The organism is Archangium sp. (assembly GCF_045802675.1).
Classification (GTDB): Bacteria; Myxococcota; Myxococcia; order Myxococcales; family Myxococcaceae; genus Archangium.
This window is the reverse complement of sequence record NZ_JBJMQO010000046.1, coordinates 1-19,451: the sequence shown is the minus strand read 5'-3', so window position 1 is coordinate 19,451 and position 19,451 is coordinate 1. Positions and strand designations below refer to the sequence as shown.

Sequence of the window (19,451 nt, the reverse complement as noted above, 5' to 3'; positions counted from 1 at the left end):
CACAGTGGTAGAAAGAAGCAGGCAACCGATTCCCACCGAAAAGGCTCGAGGAAACTCCACTCATGAAGCCGGAATCATTCGCCGAGGCGCTCGCCCAGCTCGTTCACTGCTACTTCCCCTCTGGCCTCCGCAATGATGATCCTCGATACAGGGAATCCGAAGAGGGCCAGCGCCTCACCCGGCTGCTCCAAGCCAACGAGCAGCCTTCGTCCACCTGGAAAGGCTTCACCCGACGGGTCGTCGAGGCATTCCCCGATTGCAACGTCTGGGACACGACCGTGCCCATGCACGAGCCCTGCAACAGTGTTCGGGTCTCCCTCCCGGGCTCGATGCCGGGAGGCTCCCGTTACGACTGCGTCGTCGGGCTGCTGAGCCAGCTCGCGCCGGTGTATGCCATTTATGCCTCACACACGGACAAGAGCCGCCCCGAAGGAGACTACTGGCTCCGCTTTCCACCCTTTCCCCCCGAGTTCCAGGCGCACGAGGCGAGGCTCGCCGGGCTCATCGAGTCCACCCTCGGCTTGACCCGCCTGTCCAACGACACCCTCTTCACCCCCGTGCCGGAGCTCGTCCCGCGCTCGGCCAACTACGGGCTCGGCGAGGCGCAGCTCATCGACTGCCTCTTCACCTGGCACCGCTGGTAGCCAGACGTTTCAGTACCCGGTGCCCACGGGCTCGGGCTCGGGAGGCGCGGGCAGCGAGGCCAGGCCCCACGGCTGCCCGCCCCCCCACGACTCCTTGCCGGAGATGCCCCAGCCGGCGCGCACCACCTCGCGGCCCTGGAACTCCATCCAGAACACCGACTCGTCGGGCCGCGTCGCCTGGTCCAGGCACGCCACGCGCGTGGGCGGCTTCACCCCGTGCCCCCCGAGCGTCACCGCGAAGGCCCGGTGCGAGTGCCCGCACAGCACCCATTTCGGGTGCACCGTCTCCACCAGCCGCCGGGTAATCGGGTTGCCAATCCAGTAGTTGGGCAGCGTCCGGCCCGGCGGCGGCACCTCGCGCTCCTGCGCCCGCTGCGGCAAGCCCCTCGGCCACTCGTGCACCAGCAGCAGGTCCACGTCCCGCAGCGCCGCCACCGTCTCCACCTCGGGTGCGCGGAAGTACCCGGCCTGCTTCGCGGTGTCGAGCGAGCGCGGTCGCTTCAGCGGCTGCTCGTAGAAGCGCGGCGCGTGGATGCCCGACAGGAACCCCACCCGCAGCCCCAATATCTCCTTGAGCCCCGCCCGCCCCAGGTAGTGCACGTTGGGCGCCAGCTGCATCCCCTCCGGCGCGTCGTGCAGGGCCTCGAAGTCCTCGTTGTTGCCGGCGATGAAGTACAGCGGCCGCTTCATCGTCCGCACCCCGTCGGCGTACTCGGCGAACTCGGCGGGCATGGCGCGCTTGGCCGTCTTGCGCCGGTGGTCGTCCGCGTGCCGGAAGGCCTCCACGTCCCCCACCGCCAGCACCAGGTCCACCGGACGGCCCCGGGCCTCCGCCAGCGCGTCCAGCCACGCCTCCACCCGATGGAAGCGTCCGTGGATGTCTCCCACACCGGCGACCAGGAGGGATTGTGGAGCCATCGTGCCCACCACCCTGCCCCTCTCCGCGGGCCCTGTCGAGGGGGATGTCCACGCAGTGTGTCAAAAAGCAAAAGGGGCGCCCGTTCGGAGCGCCCCCTTGCATCCAGCCGGGCCCTGTCCTAGCAGCTCACCGGGTACGTGATTTCCACCGTCGCCCCGGGCGGGGGCGCCGAGCCCGAGTCGAAGATGACCGTGTTGGTGGCCGCGTCGTACGTCCACCCGGTCGTCACCTCCACGCCGTCCACCCGCACCACGATGCGCGTGGAGTCCGAGGGCCGCTCGTTGAGCGGGAAGGAGCGGTTGGGCCCGAAGGCGTTCTCCGAGATGCGCTCCAGCGACTCGGCCCAGTTGGGCGTGCAGATGTTCTCCACCACGCCGCCGGTGTTCTGGGCCAGCTGGATGTAGCGCGAGCCGGAGCTGCTGGCGCGGGGGCAGGCGCTCAGGTCGTTGGGCCCGACGATGGCGGAGAAGGACACCTTGGACTTGTCGCCGCCCTTGAGGGCCAGCAGGAACGTCTCGTAGGCGGACTCCGGCTGCGGTGAGAAGTCCTCCTCGTCGGAGATGGCGACGATGGCCAGCTTGGCGTCCTCGCGCAGGAAGCCGGCGTTCCCATCCATGGGCAGCGGCGTGCGCGGATCATCCACGCCGTACACCAGCGGATCCGCCAGGGCGCGGTACATGGCCTCCAGGCCCTGCTCGTTCCAGTGGCACACGCCCACGTTGGTGTTGCGCACGAAGACGGCGTCGGCGGAGGGCGTGGCCGGGGTGATGATGCGCGGCGAGGAGCCGTCCACGGGGAAGAAGCGGCCGTTCTCACCGCCCTCGGCGCCACCGGGGCACACCGCCCAGCCGCCCGAGGAGCGCTCGAGGCCGGTGGTGGTGACGGCGATGTGGTAGTCCACGCCCGCGGCGGCCGCGTGGGTGAGGAAGGCCGAGAAGTTGGCGCCCAGGTTCTGCTGCTCGTCCATCATCGAGCCCGAGTTGTCCACGACGAACAGCACGTCCACCTTGGCCTGCGACTGCTGGATGAACTGGTCCGTCTGATCGTCCTTGAGCACGCCCCTGGCCACCAGGCCCACGGTGTAGGGCGAGCCCGTGCCCAGGTCGAAGCGGAGCGCGGCGGTGTCCTCCCCGTCGCTCGTGGGCTCGTACGTCACCTTCATGTGGGTCTGGCTGTTGGCGGGGAGCGTCGCCGGGAACATGAAGGGGTGCGTCACCGTGAAGTCGGCCGCGTCCCCCTCGAGGCCCAGGCCCATGAGGAGGGTGGGGCCGGGGCACTTGTTGTAGACGACGAGCTCGCGCTCGCGCGGGCCGCACGACAGGCGCGTGGTGCCGAAGTCCAGGTTGGTGGGCTGCACCGAGAAGCACCCCTGCACGCCCTGGCCGTGCAGCGGCACCAACAGGTGGCCGGCGGAGGGGTGGTTCACCCAGCCCTCGGCCATGCCGGAGAAGCTGCCCTCCGCGCCCGGCTTGAAGCGCACGAGCAGCAGGGCGCGCTGGCCCGGCAACAGCACCTTGTTGCCCGTCTTGTCCGCCTTGAAGGCGTCATCCGAGCCCTCGGCCAGCTGCATCCCGGCCACGAAGCACTCGGTGGGGCCCACGTTGCGCACCGACGCGGCGAGCGACACCTCGGAGCCCACCGGCACGCTGCCGAACTCCACCGCCGCCGGCTCCAGCTTGTACTGGCACGGCGAGAACACCTTGCCCGTGCCCAGCACCTGCACCGTCTCCGTGGAGGTGCTGCGCCCGTTGAGGATCTTCACCGCGAGCTCCGCCTCACCCGCCCCCGCGCCCGCGCGCGGCATATAGGTGATGGGCACGGTGACGGACTGGCCCGCGGGAATGGGCAGGCTGGAGGGCGCCGTGGCCAGCATGAAGTAGCCGCCCTTCTTCGTGGTGAGCTTCAGCTCGCTCAGCAGCACGTCGGCGCGGCAGCGGTTGAACACCTGGACGTCCCGGGTGGCGCTCATGCCCTCGGCCACCACGCCGAAGTCGAGCGGCTTGGGCTGCAGCACCACGCACGAGGCGCCGCCCTCGCCCATCAGCGACACCTTGGGCCCCGGGTTGGTGGTGCCCATGGGCCGCACGTCCAGCTCCAGCCGCGCCTCGCGCACGGGGCCACTGACGGTGGGCGAGAAGGACACGCGCACCTCCACCACCGCCCCCGCGTTGAGCAGGTTGCCCGGCAGCGTGGGCGCGCTCACCACACGGAAGGCGTTGGCCGTGTTGTCCAGCAGCTTCACCCCGGTGAACGTCATGGGCTCGGAGCCCAGGTTGCGGAGGGTGATGCGATCCTCCGCGGTGCCCCCCAGCGCCACGCGGCCGAAGTCCAGCCGCAGCGGCGTCACCTCCAGCTTGGTGGCGATGCCCGTGCCCGCCAGCGTCACGACGATGGGCTCGCACATGGGGCACGCCACGCTCACGCGCGCCTGGGCCGAGGCCGCCCCCAACCGCTGCGGCGCGAAGGACAGCTGCAGCCGGCGCTCCTCGCCCGGCTCGAGCACCAGCTCCGCCCCCGCGTCGCTCGAGGTGTACTCGTCCGAGTCCGCCCCGTCGAAGTCCAGGCGCACCGGGCTCTCCACCCGCGAGGGATTGCGCACCACGAGCTCGCGAATCTCCACGTGGCCGATCTCCACGTTGCCGAAGTCGATGGCGCGCACGGGCACTTCCACCAGCGCCTTCACGCCCTGGCCCTCCACGCCCAGCTGCGCCAGGCCGTCCTTGTCGGCGTTGTCCGCGTCGGTGAGCACCTGCAGCATGCCCGCCACCGCGCCCTCCACGTCCGGCGTGAAGCGCACCTCCACCTCGCGCTCACCGCCCGCCTTCAGCTCGAAGGCCTCGAAGGGCTCCACCTGCACGTTGGGCAGCGTGGCCGTGGCGCCGTGCACCACGAAGGGGGCGCGGCCCCGGTTGGACAGCCGCACCTTCATCGTCTTGGTCACCCCCACCGCCGAGAGCCCGAACTCCAGCTTCTCCGGCGACGCTCCCAGCCCCGACTGGGCCCGGTGCGACGACGGCCGCTCGCAGCCCGCCCCGACCAGGGCCAACAAGCACACCGCCATCCACACCCAGCGTAAACCAGACATTGCAGCCTCCCCAGATCGACGGCGCTCGCGCTGCTCGATCGATCACCAGCCACACCTGGGGTGAGAGCCTCTGCAACCCCGGGGCCTGGGGAAAAACGTCTCCCAACGACGCGACAAGTCGCGGACCTACGAGGAAAGGGATTGGACCCGGGAGGGAAGTGGCCTGCCCAGTGCCACACCCTTCCTGAAAAGATTTCCGAAGTGCCCGCCAGCCGACGGGAAAAACCGGAACCCCGCCATAAGGGATGAGGAAATGCCCCCACCCCGGAATTCACCGCTTAGGGAGCAGGACGGGAGGCCGGAAGGAGCAGGCGAGGAACCAGGCCCGTGCCCCACAGCACGCCGCCCATGCAGATGAGAGAACCCACGATGGAGAGCGGCTGGACGGGCTCTCCCAGCAGCAGCGCGCCGAGCAGCCACGAGAAGGCCGGGGTGAGCTGCGTGGTGATGCCGCCGGCCGCGGCCGTCACGTAGCCCATGGCGTAGGTGAACACCATCTGCGCCACCACCGAGGCCACGCCCACGCCGAGCAGTGGCAGCAGCAGGTCCGCGCTCAGGGGCCGCCAGTCCTGCAGGGCGAAGGGCAGGCCGAACAGCAGCCCGAAGAGGTTGAAGGACAGGAAGATGGAGGCGGCGTCCGTGTCGCCGCGCAGGGCGCGCAGGGCGATGACGGCCGCGCCACTGAGGAGCGCCGAGGTGGCCCCGGCCAGCGCCCCCGAGCCCAGCGTGAGGCCCAGGCCCCCCTGCACCGTGCTCCAGATGACGAGCCCCGCGCCCAGCGTGGTGGCCATCAGCCCCGAGGCCAGGTACCCGTTCACCTGCTCCTTGAGGATGAAGAGGCCGAGGATGGCGGCGCAGATGGGCCAGCAGGCGTTGAGCAGCGTGGCGGGCCCCACCGCGAGCCGGTCGATGGCGATGAAATAGAAGTAGACGGAGCCGCCCCCGAAAATCCCTCGGAGGGCCCACAGCCCGGGCCGACCCATGTGCGGCCGGGTGCCGGTGAGCGGGAAGTAGAAGGCCAGGAAGACGAGGCCGAGGGCGAAGCGCGCGCACACCACCTGCCCCACCGACAGCCGGCCCGCCACCGTCCTCGCGCACAGGGCCATCACGGCGAACATCAGACTGGAGACGACGAGGAGCGGCGAGCCGCGCAGGCGCTCGGGGATGGGGGGCATGGCGGGCCCACCCTACCCTGCCTGCTCCCCTCCCGGGAGGTGGAGGGAAACGCCCTGCAACCGCGTTCCCTCTGAATCATCCCACCGGCGCGCGCCACAAACCCCCTACCTGCGCGCCCTTTCAGTGGTAGACCGCGCCCCATGTCCGAGCCCGACGTCATCTCCATCCGAGGAGCCAAGGAGCACAACCTCAAGAACATCTCCCTGGAGATTCCGAAGAAGAAGCTGGTGGTGTTCACCGGCGTCTCCGGCTCCGGGAAGAGCTCGCTCGCCTTCGACACCCTCTACGCCGAGGGCCAGCGCCGCTACGTGGAGAGCCTCTCGGCCTACGCGCGGCAGTTCCTCGGGCAGATGGAGAAGCCCAAGTACGACACCATCCGGGGCCTGTCCCCCACCATCTCCATCGAGCAGAAGGCGGCGAGCAACAACCCGCGCTCGACGGTGGGCACCGTCACCGAGGTGCACGACTACCTGCGCGTGCTCTTCGCCTCGGTGGGCGTGCAGCACTGCCCCAACTGCGGCAAGCGCGTGGGCAAGCAGAGCGCCCAGCAGATTGTCGACACGCTGATGGAGTCGCCCACCGGCACCAAGGTGCAGGTGCTCGCCCCCGTCGTCTCCAACCGCAAGGGCGAGCACAAGGACATCCTCACCGAGGCGCTCAAGCGCGGCTTCTCGCGCGCGCGCATCGACGGCAAGGTGAAGAGCCTCGAGGAGAAAATCGAGCTGGACAAGAAGTCCAAGCACGACATCGCGCTCATCATCGACCGGCTGGTGCTCAAGCCCGAGATCCGCACCCGGCTCACGGACACCGTGGAGACGGCGCTGCGCGAGGGCAAGGGCATGCTCATCATCACGGACGAGACGGGCAACCCGGCGAGCGATCGCATCATGAGCGAGCTCAATGCCTGCCACACGTGCGGCCTGTCCTTCGGCGAGCTGTCGCCCTCCTCGTTCTCCTTCAACAACCCGCTGGGCATGTGCTCGGACTGCAACGGCCTGGGGACGAAGGCGGAGATGGATCCGGACCGCATCGTCCCGGACCCGTCGCGCAGCCTGCGCGAGGGCGCGGTGGAGCCGTGGGCGAGCGGCATGAACAAAGGCGAGGGCTGGACGGCGGACTTCGTGGAGAGCCTGGCCAACGCCTTCGACATCGACCTGGACGCGCCGTACGCGAAGCTGACGGCGAAGGCGAAGAAGCTCCTCATGTACGGCGCCGAGGGCAAGCGCTTCACGGTGCAGTGGGGAGACGGCGGCCGCTACGAGATGGAGTGGGAGGGCCTCGTCAACAAGCTGATGCGCGGCTTCAAGACGACCACGTCCGAGGCCATGCGCACCTACTACCAGAAGTTCTTCAGCGACAAGCCGTGCCCCACGTGCGACGGGGCGCGCCTGAAGCCGGAGAGCCGCGCGGTGAAGGTGCACGGGCGCTCCATCGTGGAGCTGAGCCATCAGACGATTGGCGACGCGCTGCGCTGGCTCAAGGACATGCAGCTCACGGAGACGGAGCGGAAGATCGCCACCGAGCTGCTCAAGGAGATCCGCAGCCGACTGGGCTTCCTGGAGGACGTGGGCCTGGCGTACCTGACGTTGGACCGGACGGCGTCCACGCTGTCGGGCGGAGAGAGCCAGCGCATCCGGCTGGCCTCGCAGATGGGCAGCGAGCTCACGGGCGTCATCTACATCCTCGACGAGCCCTCCATCGGCCTGCACCAGCGCGACAACGGCAAGCTGCTGGCCACGCTCAAGCGGCTGAGGGATTTGGGCAACTCGGTCGTGGTGGTGGAGCACGACGAGGAGACGATGGAGGAGGCGGACTGGCTCGTGGACTTCGGGCCGGGCGCGGGCGAGCTGGGCGGCCAGGTGGTGGCCGAGGGCACGCCGGCGCAGGTGATGGAGAACGAGAAGAGCTCCACGGGCGCCTACCTCTCCGGCCGCAAGGAGATTGAGATTCCCGAGCAGCGTCGCCCGCCCGGCAAGACGAAGGTGGTCATCCAGGGCGCGAAGGAGAACAACCTCAGGGACGTGACGGTGGACATTCCCCTTGGGGTGTTCGTGGCCGTCACGGGCGTGTCGGGAGCGGGCAAGTCCACGCTCATCAATGAAATCCTCTACCCCGCCGCGGCGCGCCACCTGTACGAGAGCCGCGAGGTGCCGGGCAAGCACAAGGCCATCACCGGGCTGGAGCACCTGGACAAGGTCATCGACATCGACCAGCGGCCGATTGGGCGCACGCCGCGCAGCAACCCGGCCACGTACACGAAGCTGTTCGACGCGATTCGAGACGTGTTCGCGATGACGCCGGAGGCGAGGGCGTTCGGGTACACGCCGGGCCGCTTCTCGTTCAACATCAAGGGCGGACGCTGCGAGGCGTGCGAGGGCGATGGCGTGAAGCTGGTGGAGATGCACTTCCTGGCGGACGTGTACGTGCCGTGCGAGGTGTGCAACGGCAAGCGCTTCAACGAGGCGACGCTGCGGGTGCGCTACAAGGGGAAGAACATCGCCGAGGTGCTCGAGATGAGCGTGCGCGAGGCGATGCAACACTTCAGCGCGCACAAGGACATCATGCGCGTGCTGCAGACGCTCGAGGACGTGGGCCTGGGCTACATCCGGCTGGGGCAGAGCTCGCCGACGCTGTCGGGCGGCGAGGCGCAGCGGATCAAACTGGCGCGCGAGCTGGCGCGAGTGGCCACGGGCCGCACGCTGTACATCCTCGACGAGCCCACCACGGGCCTGCACTTCGAGGACATCCGCAAGCTGTTGCACGTGCTCAACCGGCTGGTGGAGGCGGGCAACACGGTGCTGGTCATCGAGCACAACCTGGATGTCATCAAGAGCGCGGACTGGGTGATCGACCTGGGCCCCGAGGGCGGCGCGGGCGGAGGCCAATTGCTGGCAACGGGCACGCCCGAGCAGGTGGCCGAAGTGAAGGAGAGCTACACCGGGCGCTACCTCAAGCACGTGCTGACGAAGTCACGGAAGCACCGCGTGGGCCGCAAGCCCTCCGAGAAGGCCGCCCCCGCAGCCTGAGCGTGTGAGCATGATGAGGCGGCGGGCCAGTTTCGCCACCTCCACTCTTCAGGGTACCAAGTTTTCCGGAGACGGGGCCTTTTGTTTTTCCGGTGGAACACCGGTGCCAAGATGCCGGTAAAGTCCTTGACACCTCTTCAGGCGCCCCAGATTCCGGGCCCTGGGGTGCGCTCTCCACCGGCCCGAGCATTAACTGCCGTCGCGTCCTGGCGGATCCACCGTCCCGAGGTGAAGGTGCGTGCGACGTGGCGCAGTTCCAACGCGTCCGAGTTTCAGCTACCGCGCGCTGGTGCCCTCCAACACGCCCGAGTTTCGCCGACATGCAACTGGCGTGATCCATAGGCGCACCATTACACTGGGGCAGGGGAAAGTTTCCGTCCCCCAATTCGTACTACGGAGGGCTGCTTGACGAAAAGCAAAGAGATGCGAAAGCTGGAGAAGAAGTGGACAACCGGCGGATGGCCCAAGCGTCTTGAGTGGCTTGAAATTGACGGCATCCGTGGCTGGTCAGGTCAGCGATTGGATTTCAATTTTCCATTTGTTGCAATCGTTGGCGAAAATGGCGCAGGGAAGAGCACCGTTCTCCAAGCGCTCGCATCAGTCTACAAATCGAACGACCCGTATTCCTACTTTGCATCAGATTTCTTCCCTGACACTGCATGGGACAAGATCCGAAATGCAGCCATTAAGTATTCGGTAAGAGAGGGTAACAAATCCATCGCTGGAAGTATTCGCAAACCCACTGAACGATGGAGAGGGAACCCTGAACGACGTGAACGGGAAGTAAGATATCTGGACCTCAGGCGCATTCAGCCGATTTCATCTCAAATAGGCTACGCACGCATTGCAAAGGGAAATGTAACCGAGGTCAAAGCGACACCATTCGACAATGAAACACTGGAGCGCTTTTCCACCATTGTCGGTAAAAAGTATGTCCTCGCCAAGCACTCCCTAACCGATGCCGACGTGGAGCGGCGTGTACCGGTAGTGCAAGTTGAAGGAGGTACGCAATACTCGGGCTTTCACCAAGGAGCGGGTGAGTCGACCATCGCTGACCTCTTGAAAACCGAGGTCCCCAAATACTCACTACTCCTGATCGACGAGATAGAAACTTCACTCCACCCGAGAGCACAGCGCCGACTTATCAGGGATCTTGCAGAACTTGCGCGACTCAGCGAATTGCAAATAGTCGTCACAACGCATTCGCCGTACGTTCTTGATGAACTTCCAACAGGCTCTCGAGTTTACATCATGAACAACCCGTCGGGGCGCCAAGTTGTTATAGGTGTAAGCCCATTCTTCGCCATGACGCAAATGGACGAAGAGAGCCATCCCGAATTGGATATCTACGTCGAAGATGAGCAAGCTCAAATTCTTATCGAGGAGTTGCTGGCAAAGCACGCCCGCAGCATTCTCAAGCGCAGCGAAATAATACCGTATGGAGCAGCGTCTGTTGGAAAATCTTTGGGCACAATGGTTGCTAACGGCCGATTCCCTCGGCCGTCTCGGGTTTTCTTGGATGGGGATCAAGAAGAGGCACCCGGCTGCCTTTTGCTTCCAGGTGATGAGGCGCCTGAACGGGTTGTTTTTGCTGCGCTGAAAGCGATTGGGTGGCCTGATATCGCACTCAAGGTATCCCGTTCGCATTCAGAACTTGTTGACAGTGCAGAACTGGCAATGACCATGCCAGATCATCATAATTGGCTCAAGTCGATCGGCGATTCTCTTGCTCTTGGTGGAAATGCTATCTGGCGAGCCATGAGTAGCGTATGGGTTGATAAGTGCCTAAACGCCCAAGACGCCAAGAAGATTGTCGACGCGATGGAAGAGGCTTTGGGCTGATTCCACTTTCCCATCCAGCGCTAGGCGCTTTTTCCCGAAACGGGCCCGAACTTTGGTGCCGTACCACGGTTCGGGGGTCAAACGACTCGTAGGGAGCGAACTGGAGGACATGCGAACCCGGGCGCCAAGAGCGAAGGCGCCCACGCCACTCACGGCTCAAGCGATTGGGGCGTTAGCTTTGCGCTGAAGGTGGGCGCGTAGCACTTGCCCTGATACTCGTAGAGATCATCCGGGCACGGGGCCTTGAGTTCGTGCGTCATCCAGCAGCCGCCGACGAGTTCGACCTCGGTGTAGCGAGTGTACAGGGAGGGCGCTTCTGCCCCTTGAACGGCCCTTTCGGGAGCGGACGGGCGACCACTGATTCCCCAGCGTCCGTGGTGTCCCCGAGCCACCCACTGGTGGGCTGGTCCAGAGTCTCGCCCGCCGTGGGCACCTCGTCGGGCATGAGTACGGACGGGGTGTTCGCCATGGGCTCCGAGTCTCTTAGCGGTGGGGACACGAAGGCCAGACGCACCAGCGCGAGGAGCAGGACGCCCACCGCGGCGGCACTCGCCCACGCCAATCCCAGGCGCCAGCGGCGGCGTGACTCGTGGTCGTCGTCGAAGGCTCGGGCCATGCGCCGCACTCCCTCGAACATGAGCGCCAGCGCCTCCACCGAGTTCCTGTCGAGGGCCCCCTCGGAGTCCTCCACCTCCAGGGCTGGAACGAGTCCTTTGACATCTTCCCGAGGCTCGCTACACCCCGGTCTTCATGAGTGAGCAAGGACGTACCTTCCATTTGCGCAAGGTCGGGGCGAAGCGGGCGCGGACACTGCTCGGGGAGACGGGCGTGCGCACCGCGTTGCTCGCGGTGAACCCCTCCTGGGCCTCGTTCGTCCCGGTGGGAGTGGGTGAGCCGGACCTCGGGCGGCTTGCCGTCCAGGCCCGGGCCCATGTCCTCACCGTCTGGTTCGACGAGGACTCCGCAGTGACGCTGCAGGTGAATGGGCCCGAGGGACAGTGGACGGAGCTGTACCTGCCCCTCTACGAGGCAGAGGGCCCCGGTGCCGAGGACGAGCGCCTCTTCGAGGAGTGGGTGGGGCACAAGCTGCTCTCCGCCCGGAGCGCGGCGGAGCTACGGCGCCGCCTCGCCGCCCCCCCCAAGCAGCGCCGTGAGTGGCTCCGGGAGCACGGGGTGGAGCGGCTTCTCAAGCTGGCCTTCGTCCCGCCCATCCCGCTGGGGTGGGAGCTCGAGGCATTGCGCCAGCTCGCGCCAGGGCTGGAGCTCGTCGAGGCGGAGGCCCCCGCCCCTGCGGCCCAGCCCGCGGTCGCGCCCTCCCCTGGCGCCCCCAGGAAATTGAGCCCCCGTCAGCAGGCCACGCTCTCACTTCACCTGCACTACCTCACCACGTTGTGGAACATGAACAACTGGAAGCTCTACACGCGCTACAAGCGCCACCTGCCCGCGCCGCGCCGCGCCGAGGTGGATGATCTGGTGAGCGCCCTCGTCGAGCGAGAAGCCTCGGACGAGGAGCTGCAAGGGCGGCTGGAGGCCATCCTCGCTGACACCTGGGAAGCCGAGGACTGGGACGCCTTCATCCGAAATCCGAAGCTGCTCGAGAACGAAGTGCCCTCCGAGGAGCAGCTCGACGACTGGCAGCGCCGCCTGGCGGAGACCCGCTAACCGGGTGTCAGGTTGGCTGAAAGCCCGCAGGCCGAGCCGGGAAAGGGGTGCTCGAAGGTGGGCAGCGAGGATAAATGGCAATCAGAGGGTATGAGGAACGCCCATGAGCGACGAGCGCACGCCTGCCGAGCCCGAAGTCATGGAGCCCACGTTCTGGCGGAAGAACGACTGGACGGCCAGGGTCATCAAGAACGAGGAGGACTACGGCTGGGCCGTGGAAATCCACAAGCAGGGGCACGCCGAGCCGTCCTCCTGCGACACCTACGAAAACCGGGCGCCAGGAGCGAAGGCACCCACTCCACTCATGGCTCGACCGACTGGGGCGGAGGCTTGGCGCTGAAGGTGGGCGCGTAGCACTTGCCCTGGTGCTCGTAGAGATCATCCGGGCACGGGGCCTTGAGTTCGTGCGTCATCCAGCAGCCGCCGACGAGTTCGACCTCGGTGTAGCGAGTACAGGGAGGGCGCTTCTGCCCCTTGAAGGGCCCTTTCGGCAGCGGACGGGTGACCACTGATTCCCCAGCATCCGCAGTGTCGCCGAGCCACCCACTGGTGGGCTGGTCCAGAGTCTCACCTGCCGTGGACACCTCGTCGCTCGTGGGCGCCGCCGGAGTATTCGCCAGGGGCTCCGGGTCACTCGGCGGTGGGGACACGGAGACCCGACTCACCAGCGCGAGGAGCAGGACACACACCATGGTGGCACTCGCCCACGCCAATCCCAGACGCCACCGGCGGCGTGACTCGTGCTCATCGTCGAAGGCTCGGGCCATGCGCCGCACTCCCTTGCGCACTCCCTCGAACATGAGCACCAGCGCCTCCACCGAGTTCCTGTTGGGGGCCCCCTCGGAGTCCTCCGCCTCCAGGGCCATGTAGCTCTCCGCGGACGAGGAGATGAAGCGCACCCGGCAGTCCGTCAGCCCGGCGTCCTCCTCGGCTGCGGGCTTGAACACCAGGGCCGTGGCCCCGCTCTTCTCGTGCGTGGCCCGATAGAGTTCCCCCTTGCTGAGATCCTCCTGCGGCATCTGCTCCTCGAGTTGGTAGGGCCCCAACTGCTCCCGCGCCTCCCCCTCGGACTTCTTCTTCTCGTCCATGCGTGCTCCTCGCTGGCCTCACCACCCACCGGAGGCCCGAGGCTCTTGTTCGCATGGAGCCGAGCCCCGACTCCAGAATCCAGCAGGTGCCTGGTGCATCCGGGATTTCCTACCCCCCGGGTGCACTCCCGGCCCGCCCTCCCCTCCTGACACCTTTTCCAGGCCAGTCCCGCATGGTTCCCTCCGCAACCTCACACCGCACCAGGAGGAGCACGTTTGGCCAGGAGAGAGCATGGAACCAGAACGCGGAGCACCTGGACGCTGGCGGTATTTCTCCTGGTGCTCGTGGCGGCCCTCGTCGCTCATGCGGAGCCACCCTCCTTCACGCTTCCAGGCCGCAAACCGGACTCCCGGGAGCCCTGGAGCGCATTTCTTGGCAAGGCCGCACATGAGGCCATTGGCATCGAGTACACGTTGCAGCACCCCTCCAACCGCGTCTTCCTCGACACCCATCTCTCCAAAATTGTGAAGGACGGGAAGTTGGGAGAACCCGAGCGTCTTTCGGAGTTCGCGAAGCTCTTGCGTCCGGACATCACCGATGCACCGGCCGGACCCGCGGGCACGCATATACTTGGCGCTCCCGACTGGAGTCCCCCATGCGCCGAATCCTCGCCTTGTCGCTGCTCCTCCTGCCCCTGGCCGCCACCCCGATCGCTGGCTGCGGCAACGGCTCGCCCGACCCCACGCCCCCGGCCACCAGCGGGCCCATCGACACGCCGAAGAACACCTGGACGTGGGTCGACTTTCCCGACTCGGCCTGCGACGACGGCTCGCCGACGGGCATCGCCGTGAACAAGGGCGACAGCAAGAACCTCCTGGTGTTCCTCAACGGCGGCGGCGCCTGCTGGGACTTCAGCACCTGCTTCCAGCTCAACACCGCCTCGCACGGCCCCTTCGGCAAGGCCCAGTTCCAGGTGCTCTCCCGCCAACTGAGCGGCACCATCCTCAACCGCGCCCTGCCGAACAATCCCTTCGCCGATTGGAACCTGGTCTTCGTCCCCTACTGCACGGGCGATGTCCATGCCGGCGACAATGTCATCGACTACAAGGACAGCAGCTCCGGCGCCTCCCGCACCTACCACCACGTCGGCCGCGCCAACCTCGCCGCCTACCTCCAGCGGCTCGGCGTCACCTTCTCCCCGGAGAAGCTCGTGGTGAGCGGGAGCAGCGCCGGCGGGTTCGGCGCCGCCTTCGACCATGACCTCTTCCGCGCCACCTTCCCCAACGCCCAGGGCTACCTCGTCGATGACTCCGGTCCGCCGCTCAAGGGCGACGCGATCTCGAGCAGCCTCCGGGAGGCGTGGTACCAATCGTGGCGGCTCGACAAGGCGCTCGAGCCCACCTGCCCCGAGTGCCGCGATGACTTGTCGCAGGCGATGAAGCACCTGGCCCAGCGCTTTCCCCAGGACCGCATCGCGCTGCTCTCCTCGACCCAGGACTCGGTCATCCGCAGTTACTTCTCGCTCAGCGCCGACAGCTTCCAGACCGCGCTGAACACCACACTGACGGACGTCCTCGAACCACAGCCCAACTTCCGCGCCTACGTCGTGGAGGGCCAGTTCCACACCTTCCTCGGGAGCCCGGATGCCCACCCGGCGCAGGGCGTGAAGCTCACCGATTGGCTGGGCCAGATGGTCCGGGACGACGCGAGTTGGCAATCGCTCGAGCCGTAGCGCGGCGCATCTCCGTGAAGCCAACTCCTGGGACACTTCGGCCAGCCGAGGTGCTTCCCAACCGGCGCCGAGGGGCGTCAGCCGTTGTCCTCATCCCCGAGCAGGTGAGGCTCGCCCTTGAGCGTGCTCGGCCGGGTCTGGAAGGGCGTCACGATCGTCGTGCCATTCCGGTCACAAATGGATCCCGGCCCCGCATCATCGGCCGGGTCCGGGCCGGGTCCGGTCGGCGCCCCCCAGAAATTACGGGTCGCATCAACGGTGCTGCCGGAGTCATTGGCGAGGCCACAGTTGGGAAGTGGCGGGAAGAAGCCACCCACCGCCTCGCCCAGGTTTCCGAAGATGTCGTTCCCGTGGAGCTCGAGCCGAGGGCCTTGCTGCACCCAGATACCCACGCCCCTGTTTCCGAGGGCTTCGTTCTCCTTGAAGACGAAGCGCGAGCCGTCCGAGGTGGAGAGAAAGAAGCCGACGCCATCATTTCCGATGGACCTGTTCGACGTGACCGACTGGCGCTCACCCGAGATCAGGAAGCCGTGACCGAACTCCTCCTCATTCCCATTGGAGGTGGCGACATTGCCCACGATGAGGTGCTCTTCCTCGGTGGCCGCGAGGGAGAACCCGTGCCCGTTGTCGCTGGAGATGTTGTTCCGGACCGTGTGACGGCTTCCCCGGATGTTGAAGCCGAAGCTGCGATTGCCCAGGGCGATGTTGCCAATCACTCGCACGCCACGAGCTGCCTGGACATCCAGTCCAATACCGTCATCGTCGCCAGTCTTCCGGGCTCCTGTCAGGGTGAAGCCCCTGTCATTTCCCCCGAAGACGACCTGGCTCGCGGTGATGTTGACGACGTCCAACCGAGCACCGCCAGCGTCCAGCAGGGTGACCGCCGCGCCATCCGTCGACTCGATGACGAGGCGCTTGTCGACCAGGAGCATGCATCTGCAACCGAACCCGGGCTCCGCCGCCTCCTCGCCGGGGTCGTTGAAATCTCCGTCGCCGTTCAAGTCTCCATAGCGCCCGGGACGGACGAGGATTCGATCTCCATCGCGAGCATTGTCGATCGCACGGCTGATGGAGCGGCAGGGAGCGTTGCTCGTTCCACAGGTGGCACTGTCGATGGCGTTGTTCGCCACGTAGAGCGTCCGTGTCCGGGACTCGGCCATCACGGTGAGTGGAAGCCACAGCGCCCCCAGCACGGCCAGTGCTTGAAATGCTCTCTTGGACATATTTCCTCCCGTCGCACGTCGGCGCGGCGGGGAATCGTGGAGATGCGGTGGCCTCACGCCAAGTTCGTCCCAGGGGCGGAGGGTGGTTTCGCCACGCCGACGCTTCTCCAGGCGCCCGCCCTCTCCGCACGCCGGCCAGGTGCCCCCCCCAAGCGGGAGCACTCCTCATGGCTGGGGGCTCCTGGAGGCTGGCTCGGAAGGACTGCCTCTGCGACGCTCGCGCGCGGAGGTTCCTCGCGATGAGCTCGTTCGCGCCGCACGTCTCCTACTACGAACGCGTCCCGGGCCGCGGAGGCCCGCACTGGGTCGGCTTCGCCAAGAGGCTCCAGTACGTCGTCCATGGCAATGAGCGGCTCTCCGGTCAGCCGCTGTGCCCCGACCCGCTCGAGTTCCCACGACTGCTCGCGTACACGACGCACCAGTACTTCCCGGGCTATCCGGTGGACGGCGACTTCACCCGCTCGTTCGCGGGCTGGGTGGAGCACCTGAGGGCCCGGGGCGCAACGCGGCTGCGCGCCTTCGTCCCCTTCGACGCCACCGTGTGGCGGAAGGACGCCGGGTCATCACCGGACCCGCTGCCGGACGTGGTGGTGGAGCTCGGGGACCGCGTGGAGGGCTACTCGCACTCGCTCGGCGTCACCCGCGAGGAGGAGCGGGCGTACTTCGAGCAGCACGGGTCCGGCCTGTGGCGGCACTGTTTCCAGCTTCATCCCGTCACCCACCTGCCCGAGGTCCCGGCGCTCGACGTGGCGGAAGCGGAGCTCCGCGAGGCCACGGCCGACTTCGCCCGCCACCTCCGGACGGAGGTTCCGGAGGGCGACCGGGAGTTCCTCGGCTCGCTGTCGGGCGCGGAGTGGGTGCTGCGCACGCTGGAGCTCGACGAGCCCGCGTTGCGCTCGGCCGTGTCGCTGCGCGAGGAGCGCTTCCTGGCTCGCGAGCTGGAGGACAAGCACGCCATGGACGCGAGGCTCCAGGCGGAGGAGGACGTGAGGGAGCGGAAGCATCGGAAGGTGGACGCCGGGCGCGCGAAGAGAGGAAAGCCGCCGCAACGTCCGAAGCACCCGCGATGGAGGCCCGAGCCCGACGAGGACTTCCTGCTCCACCAGCGGTATGCGTTCCTGAGCTCGGACTCGGCCGAGCCGATGCTGCGGGCGGGCTGGGCATGGCAGGCCGTCCGGCTGCTGCTCGCCAGCGCGGGGGCGCATCCGTTCGGCGCGGCCATCCAGCACGAGGAGAACGAGCTGCCCGCGTTCCTCCGGACACCGGAGTATGCCCGCCTCGGGGAGCGCTACGCGCGCGCGGCGGTTTCAGCGATCAACGCCGTCCTCGCCTCCGTACCCGCGCGCCCGGTGTCACCGCCGCTCGCGCCGCGCACCCTGCGAATGGACTGCCCCGTGGAGCTGTTCGCGGCGCTCCAGTTCGCCGCGACCACCCAGGAGCGGGAGTGGGTCCAGCAGTCCATCCGAGAGGCGCCATATTCCCCGGCGCGGAAGCAACAGTTCCTGCGCCGGTTCCAGTCCCTGTACCCGGACCTGGCTTCCTTCGTCCCCTGATGTGCCCACGGGGCCGCGCCAGCTCGAGACGCCACCAGCCCCGCGGGAGCGACCCTCGGGCCAACCGGGGTTATCCGCCGTAGCCCTTCTTCGCGGCGGGGCGCGCCAGCATCCGGGCGGAGTAGGCCTTCAGCGTGGGCAGGTCGTCACCGAGCTGACCGACCCGGCTGGCCAGGAAGAGCACGCCGCCGAGCACGACGTCGGCCGCGGTGAAGCTGTTGCCGACGAGGTACTCCCGGCCCTTCAGGCGCTCCTCGAGCACCGCGGCGACGGCCTTGAAGCGCTTGCTGGAGCGCTCGATGACAGCGGCAGACCGCTCCGCCTCCGGGAGGAAACGGGTGTGCTGTGCGATGGTGACGAGCGGAGCCTCCGCCTCGGTCATGGCGAAGAGGATCCACTGGTAGTACTCGCCGCGCTCGGGAGTGCCCACGGCGGGAGCGAGCCTCTTCTCCGGATACTTGTCCGCCAGGTACATGATGATGGCGGCGGACTCGAACATCGGGACACCGTTGTCCTCGATGGCCGGCAGCGAGCCCATCGGGTGCACCTTGAGATAGCCGGGGTGCTTGTGCTCGCCCTTGCTCATGTCCACCGGCGCCAGCTCGTAGGGCACGCCGAGCTCCTCGAGCATCCAGCGGACGCGGGTGGCACGGGACTGCTGGAAGTAATAGAGCTTCATCGGGTCTCTGAGGGAAGAACCGTCCGCTGGGGGAGATTGAAACGCTGGCCGTCGACGAGCACGTGCTGCAGCAGCCCCGAGACGGACTGCCGCTTGTCCTGGGTGTGCACCACCCGCGCGTACGAGGCGTCATAGAGCACCACCCACCCCCGCCCCAGCACCTCGAGCGTCCCGTCCGGCTTCACCCACGCCGCCGTCGCCTCGTCGATGCCCAGGCCGAGCAGGTCCGGGTGCTCCAACACCAGGCTCATCAGCCGCCCCTGCCGCCGCCTCGCCACGAAGTGCGAGTCCACGATGGTACCTGGCAAGAGCCCGATGCCCCGGGTGGTGACGATGTTCTCCGCGCGCAGCACCGTCTCATCGCCCTCGCCCACGAACATGACGTCGCTCTGGCAGGCCGCGCCCGCGCTGGTGCCCGCCACCACGCCCCCTCGTGCCATCAGCTCGCGCAGGGCCTCCAACAGTGGCGTGTCCACCAACCGCTGGGAGATGCGGTTCTGGTCTCCCCCCGAGAAGAAGACGCCGCCCGCGTGCCTCACCAACTCCACGACCTCGGGCTGCAGGGCATCCCGGCGCTCGTCGATGTGCACCACCCGCACGTCCTTCGCCCCCGCGGCCACCAGCTGCGCCTGGAGCTCCTCACCCACTGCCCGGCTCTCACCGCTCGCCATCGGCAGCACCACCACGGGCCGCTCGCCGCCTCCCGCCAGCTCCACGAAGCGCTGCGTCACCTCCGGCGGCATGAAGCCTCCGCCGATCAGCAGCAGGTGCCCGCCTCGCGCCCGCGGCTGGACCGCACACCCCGCCAACCACACCCCCAGCACCAGCACCGCGACCGTCTTCCACAGCCTGTCCATCAGCCCCATGCGCGCACCCGCTTC

The 19,451-nt window shown here is 67.3% G+C and carries 15 protein-coding genes; 7 read left to right on the top strand and 8 right to left on the bottom strand.

The features are described from left to right. Positions 1-62: 62 nt before the first annotated feature. A complete protein-coding gene (locus ACJ8AN_RS13965) occupies positions 63-644 on the top strand; it encodes a hypothetical protein (protein ID WP_407755827.1) in 582 nt (193 codons plus the stop codon). A gap of 9 nt (positions 645-653) precedes the next feature. Here the strand turns inward: ACJ8AN_RS13965 and ACJ8AN_RS13960 are convergent, their stop codons facing one another. From ACJ8AN_RS13960 to ACJ8AN_RS13950, 3 genes are all read right to left on the bottom strand, one after another. Beyond that, a complete protein-coding gene (locus ACJ8AN_RS13960; protein WP_407755826.1) occupies positions 654-1,562 on the bottom strand; it encodes a metallophosphoesterase in 909 nt (302 codons plus the stop codon). A gap of 119 nt (positions 1,563-1,681) precedes the next feature. Then, positions 1,682-4,648 carry a choice-of-anchor D domain-containing protein gene (locus ACJ8AN_RS13955; protein WP_407755825.1) on the bottom strand — a complete coding sequence of 989 codons (2,967 nt, stop codon included), beginning with the start codon at positions 4,646-4,648 and terminating at the stop codon, positions 1,682-1,684. Between the two features lie 278 nt (positions 4,649-4,926). Next, positions 4,927-5,823 carry a DMT family transporter gene (locus tag ACJ8AN_RS13950; protein ID WP_407755824.1) on the bottom strand — a complete coding sequence of 299 codons (897 nt, stop codon included), beginning with the start codon at positions 5,821-5,823 and terminating at the stop codon, positions 4,927-4,929. A 141-nt stretch (positions 5,824-5,964) separates the two neighbouring features. On the opposite strand from ACJ8AN_RS13950, the gene uvrA reads away from it, so the two are divergent. Both uvrA and ACJ8AN_RS13940 read left to right on the top strand, forming a co-directional pair. After that, positions 5,965-8,850, top strand: a complete 2,886-nt coding sequence (gene uvrA / locus ACJ8AN_RS13945; protein WP_407755823.1) for an excinuclease ABC subunit UvrA — start codon at positions 5,965-5,967, stop codon at positions 8,848-8,850. A gap of 423 nt (positions 8,851-9,273) precedes the next feature. Beyond that, entirely contained in the window at positions 9,274-10,692 is a 1,419-nt protein-coding gene (locus ACJ8AN_RS13940; protein ID WP_407755822.1) for an ATP-dependent nuclease, read from the top strand. Between the two features lie 256 nt (positions 10,693-10,948). Here ACJ8AN_RS13940 and ACJ8AN_RS13935 read toward each other — a convergent pair whose 3' ends face one another. Then, a complete protein-coding gene (locus tag ACJ8AN_RS13935; RefSeq protein WP_407755821.1) occupies positions 10,949-11,383 on the bottom strand; it encodes a hypothetical protein in 435 nt (144 codons plus the stop codon). An 86-nt stretch (positions 11,384-11,469) separates the two neighbouring features. Between ACJ8AN_RS13935 and ACJ8AN_RS13930 the strand changes: the two genes are divergently transcribed. Together ACJ8AN_RS13930 and ACJ8AN_RS13925 are read left to right on the top strand one after the other, a co-directional pair. After that, positions 11,470-12,354 (top strand): hypothetical protein, encoded by an 885-nt coding sequence (locus ACJ8AN_RS13930; protein ID WP_407755820.1) that lies wholly within the window; start codon positions 11,470-11,472, stop codon positions 12,352-12,354. 103 nt (positions 12,355-12,457) lie between these two features. Next, positions 12,458-12,694 (top strand): hypothetical protein, encoded by a 237-nt coding sequence (locus ACJ8AN_RS13925; RefSeq protein ID WP_407755819.1) that lies wholly within the window; start codon positions 12,458-12,460, stop codon positions 12,692-12,694. Here the strand turns inward: ACJ8AN_RS13925 and ACJ8AN_RS13920 are convergent. Then, on the bottom strand, positions 12,657-13,442 hold the full coding sequence (locus ACJ8AN_RS13920; protein WP_407755818.1) for a hypothetical protein: 786 nt from the start codon (positions 13,440-13,442) through the stop codon (positions 12,657-12,659). The genes ACJ8AN_RS13925 and ACJ8AN_RS13920 overlap by 38 nt on opposite strands. 596 nt (positions 13,443-14,038) lie before the next feature. Between ACJ8AN_RS13920 and ACJ8AN_RS13915 the strand changes: the two genes are divergently transcribed. Continuing rightward, the gene (locus ACJ8AN_RS13915) at positions 14,039-15,115 is read left to right on the top strand and encodes a pectin acetylesterase-family hydrolase (RefSeq protein WP_407755817.1); all 1,077 of its coding nucleotides are present in this window, start codon (positions 14,039-14,041) and stop codon (positions 15,113-15,115) included. Positions 15,116-15,192: 77 nt separating this feature from the next. On the opposite strand, the gene ACJ8AN_RS13910 is transcribed toward ACJ8AN_RS13915, so the two are convergent. Continuing rightward, a complete protein-coding gene (locus tag ACJ8AN_RS13910; protein WP_407755816.1) occupies positions 15,193-16,338 on the bottom strand; it encodes a nitrous oxide reductase family maturation protein NosD in 1,146 nt (381 codons plus the stop codon). 239 nt (positions 16,339-16,577) lie between these two features. Here ACJ8AN_RS13910 and ACJ8AN_RS13905 point away from each other — a divergent pair, with 239 nt between their 5' ends. Further along, on the top strand, positions 16,578-17,891 hold the full coding sequence (locus tag ACJ8AN_RS13905) for a hypothetical protein (RefSeq protein ID WP_407755815.1): 1,314 nt from the start codon (positions 16,578-16,580) through the stop codon (positions 17,889-17,891). Between the two features lie 70 nt (positions 17,892-17,961). Here ACJ8AN_RS13905 and ACJ8AN_RS13900 read toward each other — a convergent pair whose 3' ends face one another. After that, complete coding sequence (locus ACJ8AN_RS13900; protein WP_407755814.1) at positions 17,962-18,570, bottom strand: glutathione S-transferase family protein; 609 nt, start codon at positions 18,568-18,570, stop codon at positions 17,962-17,964. Beyond that, positions 18,567-19,451, bottom strand: an 885-nt coding sequence (locus tag ACJ8AN_RS13895) for a cyanophycinase (RefSeq protein WP_407755813.1), incomplete at its 5' end; no start/stop codon positions are given. The genes ACJ8AN_RS13895 and ACJ8AN_RS13900, both read right to left, overlap by 4 nt.

Coding starts and splice junctions, on each gene's coding strand:
- ACJ8AN_RS13920 (WP_407755818.1), bottom strand. CDS start 13,442: ATGGACGAGAAGAAGAAGTCCGAGGGGGAGGCGCGGGAGCAGTTGGGG.
- ACJ8AN_RS13910 (WP_407755816.1), bottom strand. CDS start 16,338: ATGTCCAAGAGAGCATTTCAAGCACTGGCCGTGCTGGGGGCGCTGTGG.
- ACJ8AN_RS13960 (WP_407755826.1), bottom strand. CDS start 1,562: ATGGCTCCACAATCCCTCCTGGTCGCCGGTGTGGGAGACATCCACGGA.
- ACJ8AN_RS13905 (WP_407755815.1), top strand. CDS start 16,578: ATGAGCTCGTTCGCGCCGCACGTCTCCTACTACGAACGCGTCCCGGGC.
- ACJ8AN_RS13900 (WP_407755814.1), bottom strand. CDS start 18,570: ATGAAGCTCTATTACTTCCAGCAGTCCCGTGCCACCCGCGTCCGCTGG.
- ACJ8AN_RS13965 (WP_407755827.1), top strand. CDS start 63: ATGAAGCCGGAATCATTCGCCGAGGCGCTCGCCCAGCTCGTTCACTGC.
- ACJ8AN_RS13925 (WP_407755819.1), top strand. CDS start 12,458: ATGAGCGACGAGCGCACGCCTGCCGAGCCCGAAGTCATGGAGCCCACG.
- ACJ8AN_RS13915 (WP_407755817.1), top strand. CDS start 14,039: ATGCGCCGAATCCTCGCCTTGTCGCTGCTCCTCCTGCCCCTGGCCGCC.
- ACJ8AN_RS13940 (WP_407755822.1), top strand. CDS start 9,274: ATGCGAAAGCTGGAGAAGAAGTGGACAACCGGCGGATGGCCCAAGCGT.
- uvrA (WP_407755823.1), top strand. CDS start 5,965: ATGTCCGAGCCCGACGTCATCTCCATCCGAGGAGCCAAGGAGCACAAC.
- ACJ8AN_RS13950 (WP_407755824.1), bottom strand. CDS start 5,823: ATGCCCCCCATCCCCGAGCGCCTGCGCGGCTCGCCGCTCCTCGTCGTC.
- ACJ8AN_RS13955 (WP_407755825.1), bottom strand. CDS start 4,648: ATGTCTGGTTTACGCTGGGTGTGGATGGCGGTGTGCTTGTTGGCCCTG.